The organism is Streptomyces ficellus (genome assembly GCF_009739905.1).
GTDB classification, from domain to species: domain Bacteria; phylum Actinomycetota; class Actinomycetes; order Streptomycetales; family Streptomycetaceae; genus Streptomyces; species Streptomyces ficellus_A.
The window spans coordinates 1,120,895-1,135,440 of the sequence record NZ_CP034279.1; the positions used below are offsets into that span (position 1 = coordinate 1,120,895).

Here is a 14,546-nt window from a genome sequence, read left to right on the forward strand (position 1 = left end):
CGGGACCCTCCGCGGTCCCGCCCCGGCCCGCCCCCTCACTCAGGAGTTCCCCCGGCATGACCACGACCACCTCCTCCTCCGGCGAGGTGCTGCGCACCGACTTCCAGAAGTCGGTGGCCGCCTACTGGGACACCAACCGGCAGGACCCGGTCAACCTGCGGCTCGGCGAGGTCGACGGGCTCTACCACCACCACTACGGGCTCGGTGACTACGACCCGGCCGTCCTGGAGGGACCGGAGGACACCCGCGAGGAGCGCATCGTCCGGGAGTTGCACCGCCTGGAGACCGCGCAGGCGGACGTCCTGCTGGACCACCTGGGCCCCGTCACGCCCGAGGACCGGCTGCTGGACGCCGGCTCCGGGCGCGGCGGCACCAGCTTCATGGCCCACCAGCGCTTCGGCGCCCACGTCGACGGGGTGTCGATCTCCGAGTACCAGGTCGGCTTCGCCAACACCCAGGCCGAGGAGCGGGGCGTCGGCGACCGGGTGCGGTTCCACTTCCGCAACATGCTGGACACCCGCCTGGAGACCGGTTCCCGCCGGGCCGCCTGGACCAACGAGACCACCATGTACGTGGACCTCTTCGAGCTGTACGCCGAGATGTCCCGCGTGCTGCGGCCCGGTGGCCGCTACGTCTGCGTCACCGGCTGCTACAACGACCTCACCGGCGGCCGGTCCAGGTCCGTGAGCCGCATCGACGAGCACTACACGTGCAACATCCACCCGCGCAGCGCGTACTTCAAGGCCCTGGCGGCCAACGGCCTCGTGCCGATCGACGTCGTGGACCTGACCGCCCGGGCCCTCCCCTACTGGCGGCTGCGCGCCCGGTCCGCCCTGGCCACGGGCATCGAGGAGCCCTTCCTCACCGCGTACGAGGAGGGCAGCTTCCACTACCTGCTGATCGCGGCGGACCGGATCTGACGCCCACGGGTGCGGGAGCGCGCCGAGGCGTACCGTGGGCAGGTAGGCAGGCAGCCCGCCGTCGCGCCACGGAAGGACGGTGCCTCCCATGCACGAGGAACAGCTGTTGCCGGGTCGTACGGCTGGCGCGCAGTCGCACGGCCTGTGCCGGGGGGACATCGGCCGGCGGGTGGCCGCGCGCCGCGCGCAGCTCGGTCTGAGCCGCGAGGAGGTGGCCGTGCGGGCACGCTCCGCGCCGGGTTACATCCAGTACCTGGAGGAGCAGCCCGCCACCCCGGGGATCGGTTTCCTGATGCGGCTGTCGGACGCGCTGGAGACCAGCGTCGTGGAGCTCACCGGCGGCACCGCCGACCTGGCCCCCGGCGGCGCCCACGCCCCGCTCCACCCCGAGCTGGTCGATCTCGACCTCGACGAGTGCCGCACCCTGCTGGGCACGCACGGTGTGGGGCACGTCGCCGTCACGACGCACGACGGGCCTGCCATCCTGCCGGTGAACTACCTGGTCACCGATGGTGAGGTCGTCTTCCGGGTCGCGTCGGACGCCGGGGTGGCGCCCATGGGCGGGGACGGCCGGACGGCGTTCGAGGTGGACCACATCGACGACGCGCTGTGCCGCGGCTGGAGCGTGCAGGTCGTGGGCGAGCCGCATGACGTCACCGACCCCGAGGCGGTGCGCAGGCTCGACGAGGAGGCGTACGGCACGCCGTGGGCGGACGCCGCGGACGCCCACTGGGTGGCCGTCACCCCGGCCCGGGTCAGCGGCCGGCGCATCGACGTCCCGTACGCCCACGGGTCGTACCCCCGCGTCTAGCACTATCTTCGATGGATCAGGCCCGATCAGGACGGATCGGGCAGCGGCAGTTCGCGGACCTCGCCCGGTTCGACCGGGACCACGGTGCCGTCGGGCAGCTCGACGCCGATCGGTTCGCTGCCGGAGCCCGGCACGGCGATGTGCAGGTGCCCCGGTGTCATGCGCAGCCGGACGCCCCAGTGGCCCCGGTAGCGGAGGGTGAAGTCGTACTGGGACAGCTCGGGCAGCGGCACCGGGTCGAGGCGGAGCGTCCCGCCGCGGGTCTCCAGGCCGGTCAGGCCGCGCTGTACGAGGTCGAGGGTGCCCGCCATCGCCCCGAGGTGGACGCCCTCGCCGGTGGTGCCGCCCTGGACGTCGGCGATGTCGCCCTCCAGGGCCTCCTGGCAGAACCGCCACGCCTCGGCACGCCGGACCCGGGCCAGGACCCAGCCGTGCACCAGGCCGCTCAGGGTCGAGCCGTGGCTGGTGCGGCGCAGGTAGTAGTCCACGGTCCGCCGCCAGGTCCCGTCGTCCAGGTCGTGGCCGAGGCGGCCCAGCAGGGCGCGCAGCTCGGCGGGTGAGAAGAGGTAGCCGAGCATCAGGACGTCGGCCTGCTTGGACGCCTGGTAGCGGTTGACGGAGTCACCCTCGGCCTCCAGGATCCGGTCGAGCCTGCGGATGTCGCCGTAGCGGCGCCGCCAGCCCTCCCAGTCGAGTTCGGCGAGCTCGCCGAAGCCCTCGAACTGGCTGATGACGCCCTGGTGGAAGGGCACGTGCAGGCGGCGTGAGACGTCCTCCCACAGCTCCAGCTCACCGTGGTCCAGCTCCGTGCGCTCGGCCAGCTCGCGCCGGCGCGGTTCCGGCAGGTCGCGCAGAAGCTCCAGGGTGCGCGCGAGCACCCAGGCGGCGGTGACGTTGGTGTACGCGTTGTCGTCGAGCCCGGGCCGCGCGGCGTCCGGGTAGGCGTCGTGGTACTCGTCGGGCCCGAGGACGCCGCGGATGCGGTAGCGGCCGAGACCGGGGTCGAAGGCGGCGCGGCAGGCCCAGAAGCGGGCGGTCTGGAGCAGCATCTCCGCGCCCTTGGTGTGCAGGAACTCGGTGTCGCCGCTCGCCTCGCAGTACTGCCACACGTTGTACGCGACGGCCGAGCCGACGTGGTGCTGGAGGTGGGAGTGGTCGGGCAGCCAGCGTCCGGAGCGCGGGTTGAGGTGGAGCGTCTGGGTCTCCTCGCGGCCGTCGCTGCCGCTCTGCCACGGGTACATGGCCCCGGTGCAGCCGGCGTCGCGGGCGGTGAGGCGGGCGCGTTCCAGCCGCCGGTGGCGGTAGGTGAGCAGGGCCCGGGAGACCTCGGGGAAGTGCAGGTTGAGGTAGGGCAGGACGAACAGCTCGTCCCAGAAGATGTGGCCGCGGTACGCCTCGCCGTGCAGGCCGCGGGCGGGCACGCCGACGTCGAGGTCGGCCGTGTGCGGGGAGAGGGTCTGCAGCACGTGGAAGAGGTGCAGGCGCAGGATCCGGCCGGCCTGGCCGGGGACCTCCAGCGCGGCCCGCCGCCACAGCTGCCGCCAGGCGGCGCGGTGCGAGGCGAGCAGCGCCTCGAAGCCGGGGGCGCGGCGCGCCCGGTCGACGGCGGCGTTCAGGGGGTCGCTGATGGCCGCGTCGCGGGAGGTGTGCAGGGCGACGGTCTTGTCCAGGACGACCGGGCTGCCGGGCCGGAGCGCGAGGCGGAAGCGCTGGGTGACGCGGCCCTCGTCGTGGTGGACGGCGGGCGCGGTGTCCTCGGCGCCGGTGAGGGTGGTGCGGGCCGCCATGCCGACGCGCAGGTCGGAGGTGCGGGTGCGGCAGCGCAGCCACACCGTGCCGGGGCCGGCGTCGCCCGTGTGCACATGGGTGAGGTGGCGGGAGGCGAGCTGCCGGTAGCGGGCCACCCCGGCGTTGGTGACGGTCCCGTCGAGGGCGGCTTCGACGTCGAGCGTGCCGGCCCAGTTCTCGGCGGTGAACTCGGTGCGCAGTGCGGCGAGGTGCGGGGAGGCCATGTGGACCAGCCGGGTCTGGCGTACGGCGAGGCGCCGGCCGTCGTCGTCCTCGTAGCGGGTGACGCGCTCCAGGGTGCCGGCGCGGAGGTCGAGCGTCTGGCGGTGGTCGCTCAGCTGGTCGCTGTCGGGCCCGAGCCAGGCGCCGGGGGTCTCGGAGTCGTCGATGCGGTAGCGCAGGGGCAGCCAGTTGGGCAGGTTGACCATGTCCTCGTTCTCGACCGTGCGTCCGGCCACGTCGGAGGTGAGGCGGTTGTAGCAGCCGGCGGCGTAGGTGCCGGGGTAGTGGGTGGCGTCGGCGGAGCACTCGGTGGCGGCGCCGCGGGTGGCGAAGTAGCCGTTGCCGAGGGTGCACAGGGTTTCGCGCAGGCTCTCCTTGGCGGGGGCGTACCCCTCGTACTCCCAGGTCCAGTCCGTCACGACGGCGCTCCTTCGCGGGGCGCCACGAGCAGCTCCGCCAGGTCGGGTACGACGATGTCGGCGCCCGCGCGGCGCAGGGCGTCCGCTGTTCCGGGGCCCGCCGTGCGGTCGACGCCGACCACCAGGCCGAAGCCGCCGCGCCGGGCGGCGTCGACGCCCGCGAGGGCGTCCTCGACGACCGCGCAGTCGGCCGGCGGGGTGCCGAGGCGGCGGGCGCTCTCCAGGAACAGCGCGGGGTCGGGCTTGCCCGGCAGCCGGAGCCGGGCCGCGTCGGTGCCGTCGACGCAGGCGTCGAACAGCTCCAGGGCCCCGGCGGAGGCGAGGGCCTCGCGGGCGTGCCGGGACGCGGAGGCGGCCGCGAGCGGCGTCCCGGCGCGGCGCAGGGCGCGCAGCAGCCGCAGCGACCCCGGGTAGGCGTGCGCCCCGGTGGTGCGGAGCCGTTCGGTGAACAGCCGTTCCTTCTCGGCGGCCACCGCCCGGGTCGTGTCGGGGGACGGCCGGGGGCCGCGGGAGGCGAGGAACGCGGCAGCGCCGTCGAGGCGGGACCGGCCGTCGGCGTACCGGAGGTAGTCCGCCGTGGCGTCGAAGGGGCGGCGCCCGGCGGGGTCGTCGGGCGGATGCGCGCGGAGGTGGGCGTCGAAGGCCGCCTTCCAGGCCGCGGCGTGCAGCCGGGCGGTGTCGGTGACGACGCCGTCGGTGTCGCACACCACGGCGCGCATCGCCCGCAGCCGGGGGTCGGGGACCGGTGCGGTCATGGGCGGTTCCTCCTGGATCGTCCTGCGGACCCCGGCGAGTTCCCTGCTACGGCCGTGGTACGCGGCGGCCGGCGGCCCCTCTCCCCCGGCGTCCCTCTCCGGGACTACCGCCGCGTCCTTCGCCGTACCTCTCGGGTACCACGGCCGTCCGTCCACGGTCGTGACCTCGGCCGGGGAGGCAACCCCGCACGGTTCTTGATCCTCTTCTCTGCCGAAGCGCGCGCGGTCGACCGATCCGACGAGAGAGAAGAGAAGGCACGCATGTTCAGCAAGGCTCTCGCGCCCGAGTACCAGGGTGCGCTCAGCGCGCTGTCGGTGAATTCGTCGCTCACGGACGTCCTCGCCGCGGCGACCGAGCAGATGGCCGCCGCCCGGCGGGCCGGGGACGCGCCCGAGACGGCGCGTGCCGCGCTGGCCCTGGCCGAGGCGCACCGGCGGCTCGGGCACGTCGAGGCCGCGGACCGGGCGTGGAAGGAGGGGTACCGCACGGCCCGTTCGGCCGGAGACCTGTCGGCCATGGCGTGGGCGCTGTGGAGCGGTGGCACGCTGGCCCGGCAGCGCGGCGCGCTCGCGCTCGCGTTCCGGCTCCTGCGGTACGCGGCGGACATGGGCAAGCGAGGTGGTGACATCGTTGCCCATGGGTACTCGCTGGCCGGGCTCGCGGAGACGGGCCGGATCCAGGGCGACTACGAGGCGGTCGGCGCCCTGCACGACGAGCTGCTCGCTGAGGCGCGCAAGCGGGGGGAGGCGCGGCACACGGTGTGGGCGCTGGAGGGCATCGCGCAGATGCACCGCAACAGTGGCCGGTACGACACGGCGTACGAGCTGTTCGAGGAGGCCGCCGGGATAGCGGCCGGCGCGGACGACCGGCGGGGCCACGCCTGGGCGCTGCGCGGGCTGGCCGACATCGTCTCGGTGCGTGACGGGGACACCGGCCGGGCACTGGAGCTGCTCTCCCGGGCGGAGGCGGGCTGCCGGGAGATGGACCTGTCGAGCGCGCTGGCCTACAACCACAAGATGCGCGGCAACGTGCTGTACCGGGCGGGGCGGTACGCGGAGGCGCTGGAGATGTACGAGCAGGCGCTGGCCGAGTTCCGGGCGATGGACGAGCCGCGTGGCGAGGCCCTGTCCCGGCTGGGTGCGGTGAAGGCCCGCGCCCGTTTGGGTGCAGATCCGGCCCGCACGGCTGCCGAACTTGACGAACTCGGTGGCATTCTTGACCGCATCGGACTGCGCCATGCCCGAGCCATGGTCGACAAGGCCCATGCCGAGCTCGGCCTGCCCGTCGAGGAGTCCCACCGATGACCCGCTCCCAGCGCCGACCCGAGGCGCCGACGTCCGCCCCGGCGCACGCGGTGCCGTCCGGCGGCGCCCTGCCCCCGAAGGAGCCGGCCGCCGAGCGGCGACCCGGCAGGCCGGGCACGGAAGGCGGGACGGGCATCGAAGGTGCTTCGGGCGCGGCGGGCGCGGCGGGCGCTTCGGGCGTCGAAGGCGCGTCGTCGGGCACGGAAGGCGCTTCGGGCGTCGAAGGCGCGGAGGCGGTGCTGGCTCGGTGCCGGGCCATGGTCGAGCCGGCCCTGCGGGCGCGGGTCGGCGGGATGCACGCCTGGCCGGCCGAGATGGCCGGGTACGCCTTCGGGTGGTGCGAGCAGGGCGGCGAGCCCCGCGCGGGGTCGTCCGGGAAGGGCGTGCGGCAGGCACTGGCCGTGCTGTGCGCGGAGGCGGCGGGGGCGCCCGCGGAGGCGGCCGTCGACGGTGCGATGGCCGTGGAGCTGGTGCACACGTTCTCCCTGCTCCACGACGACATCATGGACGGCGACGAGACCCGCAGGCAGCGCCCCGCGGCGTGGAAGGCGTACGGGACGGGACCGGCCGTCCTGGCGGGCGACGCGCTGTTCGCGCTGGCCTTCGAGGTCCTGGCCGGCTCGCCGGGCCCGCACGGCGGTGCGGCCGTGCGGCGGCTGTCGCGGGACATGGCGGACCTGGTGGACGGCCAGGCGGAGGACCTGCTGTTCGAGGAACGGCCGTGGACGGGCCCCGGCGCCGTCGAGGTCGGGGCGTACCTGCGCATGGCCGAGCACAAGACGGGGGCGCTGCTGGGCTGCGCGGCGGCGCTGGGCGCCCTGCTGGCGGGCGCGCCCGCCGCGACGGTGGACGCGCTGGCCACGGCGGGGCGTCAGCTGGGCGTCGCGTTCCAGGCGGTGGACGACGTGCTGGGCCTGTGGGGCGACCCGGTGGTGACGGGCAAGCCGGTCCACGGCGACCTGCGGCGCCGCAAGAAGACGCTGCCGGTGCTGGCCGCGCTGGCGGCGGGCGTACCGGCGTCCCGCCGGCTGGCCGCGCTGCTGAGCGGCGCCGGGCCGCTGGAGGAGGCCGCGCTGCGCGAGGCGGCGGGGCTCGTGGAGGAGGCGGGCGGCCGGGCGGCGGCCATGGCGGAGGCGGACGCCCGCCTGGACCGGGCGCGGGCGTGCCTGCGCGGCGTTCCGCTCGCCCCGGAGCCGGCCGGCCGGCTGCTGGCGCTGCTCCCGTACGTGGTGGGCCGGGCCGGCTGAGCGGGCCGGAGGGACGGCCCCGACAAAGGCGTCCAACTCCCGGGAAACGACCGATTCCCCACCTGGCACGCACATCCGTTATGAGGCATTGCCAGGGAATCTGCACACCGAATGTACAGGCGTCACACGGCCTCCCGGCGGCCGTCATGATCCGGCCGGTGCGCGGTTACCCCTGGTACCGGAATGTCCCGTTCCGAAACTCCCGTGACACGGCCGCCGAATGGGCCGGACGCCCGCCGTGTGAAGAAGCTGCCACCAAGCCATGGACGCACCTGCACATCGACGTAATTCAGCACCGGTGAACCGCCGTTACGGCCGCTCACCGGATTGGCTGAGCAACGCGCCCCCGTGCTTTGATCCATCGCACTGCGGCAGCCGCACAAAGGCTCGCTCCGTAGTCATTTCGAGTAATTCGCGCGAAGGGAACAACATGAACCCGCAGATCCAGACCCAGGAGATCTCCGACGCCGACCTGGACGCCGTGTCCGGTGGCCTCCACAGCGCCGTTGCCAGCGGTGTCGTCGGCAGCGCGACCGCCACGCTCGACTCGGTTGCCCCGGTTTCCGGCATCGCCGCCTCCGCCGTCGGTGCGGTCGAGGGCCTCGCCGGCCTGAACACCTCGGCCGTCACGGGCCTGGTCGCCGGTCTCTGAGACGGTACGAGTGAGCCCCGGGACTTCTTTCGTTCCGGGGCTCACCGCGCTGTCGCCTTCCTGATCCGAACGTGTGCAGTTGAGGGAAGAGTTACGTGCAGTTCCGCCAAAAGGCCCTTTCCAAGCTGCAATCCCCCGAGGAAATAGACCTGCCGGTGCGTTTCGCCCGCCCGCAGGGACTCCTCGTCCTGGCCGTCACCGTCGTCGCCATGGCCGCCGCCACCGTCTGGGCCGTCACCGGCTCGGTCTCCGCCACGCTCACCGCGCCCGGCGTCCTCAGCCACGGCAAGGGCAGTTACGTCCTCCAGAGCCCCGTCGCCGGCCAGGTCACCGCGGTGCTCGCCGACGAGGGCGACCACCTCCCCGCGGGCGCCCCGCTGCTGAACGTGCGCACCAGTGAAGGCACTTCGGTCGTGCGCACCATCGAGGCCGGCCGCGTCACCACCCTCGTCGCGGCCATCGGCTCGGTGGTCACGACCGGGTCCGACGTCGCGTCGGTGGAGCGCGTCGGCACCGAGGACGCCCCCCTGACGGCCACGCTCTACGTGCCGGCCGACCGCGGCGCGAGCGTCCCCGTGGGCGCCTCCGTGGACCTCACGGTCCCGTCGGTGCCCTCCCAGACGTACGGCGTGCTGCGCGGCCGGGTGAAGGCCGTCGGCCGCACCGCACAGACCCGCCAGCGCATCACCGCCTTCCTCGGCAACAGCCAGCTCGGCGAACAGTTCTCGCGCGCCGGCCAGCCGGTCGCGGTCGTCGTCGAGCTGGAGCGGTCGCCCGCGACGAGGACGGGTTACGCCTGGTCGACCTCCGAGGGCCCCGGATACGCACTGGACTCCATGACCGTGGTGAGCGCCTCCGTGCACCTGGCCTCCGAGCACCCGGCCGATTGGCTCCTGCCGTGAGCGCGCCCGGCGGCCGCCGCCGCGCCCAGCCGGCCCCGAGAACGAAGCCGAGGACGAAGACCGGACGCCGCCCCCGGCCCGTCCGCACGCCCACCGTGCTCCAGATGGAGGCCGTGGAGTGCGGCGCCGCCTGCCTGGCCATGGTGCTCGCCCACCACGGACGGCACGTGCCGCTGGAGGAGCTGCGCATCGCGTGCGGTGTCTCCCGCGACGGCTCCCGCGCCAGCAACGTCCTCAAGGCCGCGCGGAGTTACGGCCTCGAGGCCAAGGGCATGCAGATGGAACCGGCGGCGCTCGCCGAGGTGCGGGCCCCGGCCATCCTGTTCTGGGAGTTCAACCACTACGTCGTCTACGACGGGACGGGGCGCCGGTTCGGCCGCCGGGGCGTGTACGTCAACGACCCCGGCAAGGGGCGCCGGTTCGTCTCCCCCGAGGAGTTCGACACCAGCTTCACCGGTGTGGCCCTGGTCTTCGAACCGGGCCCGGCCTTCCGCCGGGGCGGCCGCAGGCCCGGTGTCCTGAGCGCGGTTCCCGCACGGCTGCGCGGTACGACGGGCACCCTGCTCGCTGCGCTCCTCGCGAGCCTCCTGCTCGTGGCGGTGGGCGCGGCGCTGCCCGCGCTGAGCCGTACGTACATCGACATGTTCCTGATCGGCGACCAGACGTCGGTGCTGGGGCCGCTGTTCGCGGCGATGGCGGCGATGGTCGTCCTGACGGCCGTACTGACGGGCCTGCAACAGGCGAACCTGCTGCGCGGCCGCATCATCTCGTCCACCCTCGGCAGCGCCCGCTTCCTCAGACACCTGATGCGGCTGCCGGTGACGTTCTTCGCCCAGCGCAGCCCGGCCGACCTGGTGCAGCGGCTCCAGTCCAACGACGCGGTGGCCGAGACCCTGGCCCGGGACCTGGCAGCCGCGGGCGTGGACGGCGTGGTCGTCGTCCTCTACGCGCTGCTGCTGTGGACGTACGACCCGCAACTGACCGTCGTCGGGATCGGGATGGCGCTCCTCAACATCGTCGCCATGCGGATCGTGATCCGGCTGCGGGCGACGCACACCCAGAAGCTGAGGGCCGACAGCGCACGGCTGACCAACACCTCGTACACCGGTCTCCAGCTGATCGAGACCATGAAGGCGACCGGCGGCGAGAACGGCTACTTCCGCCGCTGGGCGGGCCAGCACGCGACGACCCTGGAGGTGCAGCAGCGCCTCGGGGTGCCAAGCGCGGCCCTCGCCGTCGTCGCGCCCACCCTGGCGGTCTTCAACAGCGCGCTGATCTTGTGGATCGGCGGGCTGCGCGCGGTGGAGGGGCACATCTCCATCGGCCTGCTCGTCGCCTTCCAGGCCCTGGTCACCCGCTTCACCGCGCCCATCACCCGGCTGAACGGGGTGGCGGGCCGCATCCAGGACTTCGCCGCCGACGTGGCCCGCCTCAAGGACGTGGAGAGCTTCCCCGTGGACGCCCTCTACGCGCGCGTGGAGCCGGAGGCGAGCACCCGGCGCCTCAAGGGCCATGTGGAGCTGGAGAACATCACGTTCGGCTACAGCCCGCTGGACGCGCCGCTGCTGAGCGGGTTCTCCCTGACGGTGGGACCGGGTCGGCAGGTGGCCCTGGTCGGTGGCTCGGGCAGCGGCAAGTCCACCGTCTCGCGGCTGATCTCCGGCCTCTACACCCCCTGGGAGGGGACGATCCGCATCGACGGGAGGCGACTGGAGGACATCCCGCGCGGTGCGCTGGCCGCGTCCGTGTCGTTCGTCGACCAGGACGTGTTCCTGTTCGAGGGCACCGTCCGGGACAACGTGGCCCTGTGGGACCCCTCCATTCCGGACGACGCCGTCGTCGCCGCCCTCAAGGACGCCGCCGTGTACGACGACGTCGTGGCGCGCCGCCCCGGCGGGATCCACAGCCGTGTCGAGCAGGACGGGCGCAACTTCTCCGGCGGGCAGCGCCAGCGCCTGGAGATCGCCCGTGCGCTGGTGCGGCGGCCGAGCGTCCTCGTGCTGGACGAGGTGACGAGCGCGCTGGACGCCGGCACCGAACGGGTCATCATCGACAACCTGCGGCGGCGCGGCTGCGCGTGCGTGGTCATCGCCCACCGGCTGTCCACGGTCCGCGACAGCGACGAGATCGTGGTGCTGGACCACGGCACGGTCGTCGAGAGGGGCCGCCACGAGGAGCTGCTCGCCGCCTCAGGCGCGTACGCCGAGCTGGTCAAGGAGCGCTGACATGTCCGTTCACCCGGAGGTCCACCCCCAGGCGGCCGCGGCCGACCCGGTGGTGCACGCACTGGGCGCCCTGGGCGCCCCGGTGGACTGCGCGGGCCTGCGGAACGTGCCGCTCGAGGGGCCGTACGTGCTGTGGCTGGTCCTGGCGGGCGGGCTCGACCTGTTCGCCGTGGACGCCGCCCAGCAGGGCCACTGGCACTTCCTGGGCCGCCTGGAGGCCGGCAGCCTGCTCCTCGGCCCGGTCGAGGGCCCGCAGCACACCCTGGTGGGCCGCCCCACGCAGGACTGCGCGCTGCGCCGGATCGGCCTGCGGGAGCTGTACGCCGGGCACGACCCGTACTCCACGGGCCCGTACCACCCCGCGGATCCGTACGGTGAGCCCACGCCCCTGGAGCACGCCGTCGCGCTGGGCACCGCCCGCAGTCTGGGCGTGCTGTTCGAGGCGCCGCTCGACGACGGGCGCTCCCCCGCTGACGAGGCCGTCGCGGACGACGACATGCTGTGGATGCCGGTCCCGCCGGGCAGCGTCCGGTACGGCGCCGAGTACAGCGCCGACGCGGCGGGAGACCTGCTGGTCGACGGGGCGTTGTGGCAGCGCATGGTGAACCAGCAGCACCGGCTGCTGTCCGCCGTGGACCGCTGGATCGAGCAGCTGGAGCGCGCCCACGAGGACCGGACGGCGGCCGGCCTCAAGGCGGGTGAGGCGGTCCGCGCCCGGGCCGACCAGGCGCTGCTGGCGTCCATCGGGCGGGCCGACCGCTCGGGCCGGAAGCACGGCCCGGCGGCGAGTGACGACGCCACGTTCGCCGTGTGCCGGCGGGTCGCCCGCGCGGCCGGGATCACGCTGGCCGAACCGGCGCTGAGCGGTGTGGCCGACGAGCGGACCGGCGCCGTGGAGCGCATCGCGGTCGCCTCCCGGGTCCGCACACGCGCGGTGCGGCTGGAGGGGCGCTGGTGGCGGACCGACTCCGGGCCGCTGGTGGGTCACTGGGCGAAGTCCGGCGCCCCGGTGGCGCTGCTGTGGCGGCGCGGCCGGTACGAGGCGGTGAACCCCGCCTCGGGTCTGCGGCTGCGCATCGGTGGGGAGCGGGCGGCGGAGCTGGAGCCGCGGGCGGTGATGTTCTACCGCCCGCTGCCGGAGGGGCCGTTGACTCCGGCCCGGCTGCTGCGGTTCAGCCTGCGCGGCGCCGGGGGCGACGTACGGAACCTGGCGCTCGCCGGTCTGGTGACGGTGATCCTCGGCGCCCTGGTGCCGGTCGCGACGGGCCGGATCCTGGGCGTGTACGTCCCGTCCGCGCAGACCGGGCTGATCGCGCAGGTCGCGCTGGCCGTGATGGTGGCGGGTGTGGTGTCGGCCGCGTACATGCTGATGCAGAACCTGACGGTGCTGCGGCTGGAGGGGCGCGTGGAGAGCGTGCTCCAGCCGGCCGTGTGGGACCGGCTGCTGCGGCTGCCGACGACGTTCTTCGCCGGACGCTCCACCGGCGAACTGGCCAGCGCGGCCATGGGGATCAGCGCGATCCGCCGCGTCCTGACGGGCGTCGGCCCGGTGGCCGCGCAGGCGAGCACGGTCGGCGCGGTGAACCTGGTTCTGCTGCTGTGGTACAGCGTTCCGCTGGCGCTGGCGGCGATGGCGATGCTGCTGGTGATCGGGGTTGTCTTCCTCGGGCTCGGGCTGTGGCAGGTGCGCTGGCAGCGGCGGCTGGTCGAGCTGAACAACAAGCTCAACAACCAGGCGTTCCAGACCCTGCGCGGGCTTCCCAAGCTGCGCGTCGCGGCCGCCGAGAGCTTCGCGTACGCGGCGTGGGCGCGGGAGTTCGCCCGGTCGCGCGAGCTCCAGCAGCGGGCCGGCCGGATCCGCAACCTGACCACCGTCCTGGACGCGGTCTACCTGCCGCTCTGCTCGCTGATCATGTTCATGCTCCTGGCCGGTCCGGCGCGCGGCACCATGACGGCCGGGGAGTTCCTCACCTTCAGCACCTCGGTGACGATGCTGCTGACGGCGGTCACGCAGATCACCGGGGCGCTGGTCTCCGCCGCCGCGGCCCTGCCGCTGTACGAGCAGATCAAGCCGGTCCTGGACGAGGCCCCCGAGGTACGCGGCTCCGCCACCCAGCCCGGTGTCCTGTCCGGCGCCATCGAGGCCCGCGACGTGTCCTTCCGCTACGCGGACGACGCCCCGCTGGTCCTCGACGGGGTGTCGCTCGACATCCGGCCGGGCGAGTTCGTGGCGGTCGTCGGCCCCAGCGGCTGCGGCAAGTCGACGCTGCTGCGGCTGCTGATCGGCTTCGACCGGCCGGTCTCGGGCAGCGTCCTGTACGACGGCCAGGACCTGACCGCGCTCGACCGGGCGGCGGTGCGCCGCCAGTGCGGTGTCGTCCTGCAGAACGCCCAGCCGCTCACCGGCTCGATCCTGGACTGCATCAGCGGCGCCGAGACGTTCTCGCAGGAGGAGGTGTGGGCAGCCGCTGAGCTGGCGGGCCTGGCGGAGGACATCAGGCGGATGCCGATGGGCCTGCACACGATGATCGCGGGCGGCGGCGCCGTCTCCGGCGGCCAGCGCCAGCGCCTGATGATCGCCCAGGCCCTGATCCGCCGCCCCAGGATCCTGTTCCTCGACGAGGCCACCAGCGCCCTGGACAACGAGGCCCAGCGCGTCGTCATCGACTCCACGCGCCGCCTGAACGCCACCCGCCTGGTCATCGCCCACCGCCTGTCGACCGTCATGGACGCCGACCGGGTGATCGTCATGTCGGCCGGCCGCGTCGTCGAGCAGGGGCCCCCCGCCACGCTCCTGACCGACCCGAACGGTCACCTGTACGAACTGGTACGCCGCCAAATGCGCTGACGGGAGACCCCTCGAAAGGGTGGGATCGGGCCCCAGGGGCGCGGCGATACCCGCGATCGCGGGAACCCCTCCCTCCGAACCCCGCCCGGACGGACCGGGCGGCGCGTCCACGGAGGAACACATGCTCAGGAAGGCCTTTGCCTGCACGGCCCTCGTCGCCGCTGCCATGGCGCTCGGCACCGTCCCCGCCGCCGCCCACGGCGGCAACGACAACGACGACGACCACGGCAGCTTCCACGCCGTCGAGTGGAACAAGGGCAAGTTCGCCGCCCTGGAGTCGGCCGGCGGTTCGAAGATCGCCGCAGGCGGGTTCAACCAGGGCGGGGCCATCGGCGCCGAGTGGTAGCCGACCCTCCCCACGCACGACGGCCGCCGGGACGACTCGTATCGCTCCGGCGGCCGTCGCCGTGACCGGGGAAAGGCGGGAACGCGAAATGCCGGCCGGGATGCGA

11 protein-coding genes are annotated in these 14,546 nt (G+C 74.0%); 9 read left to right on the top strand and 2 right to left on the bottom strand.

The window, feature by feature from the left end; genetic code table 11:
- The first annotated feature begins 56 nt into the window (after nucleotides 1–56).
- Both EIZ62_RS04870 and EIZ62_RS04875 read left to right on the top strand, forming a co-directional pair.
- Entirely contained in the window at nucleotides 57–920 is an 864-nt protein-coding gene (locus tag EIZ62_RS04870; RefSeq protein WP_156691476.1) for a geranyl diphosphate 2-C-methyltransferase, read from the top strand.
- Nucleotides 921–1,008: 88 nt separating this feature from the next.
- Complete coding sequence (locus EIZ62_RS04875) at nucleotides 1,009–1,731, top strand: helix-turn-helix domain-containing protein (RefSeq protein WP_156691477.1); 723 nt, start codon at nucleotides 1,009–1,011, stop codon at nucleotides 1,729–1,731.
- Nucleotides 1,732–1,757: 26 nt separating this feature from the next.
- On the opposite strand, the gene EIZ62_RS04880 is transcribed toward EIZ62_RS04875, so the two are convergent.
- Together EIZ62_RS04880 and EIZ62_RS04885 are read right to left on the bottom strand one after the other, a co-directional pair.
- Nucleotides 1,758–4,160, bottom strand: a complete 2,403-nt coding sequence (locus tag EIZ62_RS04880; protein WP_156691478.1) for a glycoside hydrolase family 65 protein — start codon at nucleotides 4,158–4,160, stop codon at nucleotides 1,758–1,760.
- Entirely contained in the window at nucleotides 4,157–4,915 is a 759-nt protein-coding gene (locus EIZ62_RS04885; RefSeq protein ID WP_156691479.1) for an HAD family hydrolase, read from the bottom strand. The genes EIZ62_RS04880 and EIZ62_RS04885 overlap by 4 nt, the downstream gene beginning before the upstream one ends.
- 261 nt (nucleotides 4,916–5,176) lie before the next feature.
- Here EIZ62_RS04885 and EIZ62_RS04890 point away from each other — a divergent pair, with 261 nt between their 5' ends.
- The 7 genes from EIZ62_RS04890 to EIZ62_RS04920 all read left to right on the top strand — a co-directional run bounded on the left by EIZ62_RS04890 (nucleotide 5,177) and on the right by EIZ62_RS04920 (nucleotide 14,440).
- The gene (locus EIZ62_RS04890; RefSeq protein WP_156691480.1) at nucleotides 5,177–6,220 is read left to right on the top strand and encodes a tetratricopeptide repeat protein; all 1,044 of its coding nucleotides are present in this window, start codon (nucleotides 5,177–5,179) and stop codon (nucleotides 6,218–6,220) included.
- A 257-nt stretch (nucleotides 6,221–6,477) separates the two neighbouring features.
- Nucleotides 6,478–7,467 (top strand): polyprenyl synthetase family protein, encoded by a 990-nt coding sequence (locus EIZ62_RS04895; protein ID WP_156696213.1) that lies wholly within the window; start codon nucleotides 6,478–6,480, stop codon nucleotides 7,465–7,467.
- Nucleotides 7,468–7,897: 430 nt separating this feature from the next.
- Complete coding sequence (locus EIZ62_RS04900; RefSeq protein WP_156691481.1) at nucleotides 7,898–8,119, top strand: type A2 lantipeptide; 222 nt, start codon at nucleotides 7,898–7,900, stop codon at nucleotides 8,117–8,119.
- Between the two features lie 95 nt (nucleotides 8,120–8,214).
- Nucleotides 8,215–9,021 (top strand): HlyD family efflux transporter periplasmic adaptor subunit, encoded by an 807-nt coding sequence (locus tag EIZ62_RS04905; protein WP_156691482.1) that lies wholly within the window; start codon nucleotides 8,215–8,217, stop codon nucleotides 9,019–9,021.
- A complete protein-coding gene (locus EIZ62_RS04910) occupies nucleotides 9,018–11,246 on the top strand; it encodes an NHLP family bacteriocin export ABC transporter peptidase/permease/ATPase subunit (RefSeq protein ID WP_425281796.1) in 2,229 nt (742 codons plus the stop codon). The genes EIZ62_RS04905 and EIZ62_RS04910 overlap by 4 nt, the downstream gene beginning before the upstream one ends.
- A 1-nt stretch (nucleotide 11,247) precedes the next feature.
- Nucleotides 11,248–14,094, top strand: coding sequence for an NHLP bacteriocin export ABC transporter permease/ATPase subunit (locus EIZ62_RS04915; RefSeq protein ID WP_156691483.1), 2,847 nt, complete (start codon nucleotides 11,248–11,250; stop codon nucleotides 14,092–14,094).
- A gap of 121 nt (nucleotides 14,095–14,215) precedes the next feature.
- Nucleotides 14,216–14,440: a hypothetical protein gene (locus EIZ62_RS04920; protein ID WP_156691484.1), complete on the top strand. Its 225-nt coding sequence runs from the start codon at nucleotides 14,216–14,218 to the stop codon at nucleotides 14,438–14,440.
- Nucleotides 14,441–14,546: the final 106 nt, after the last annotated feature.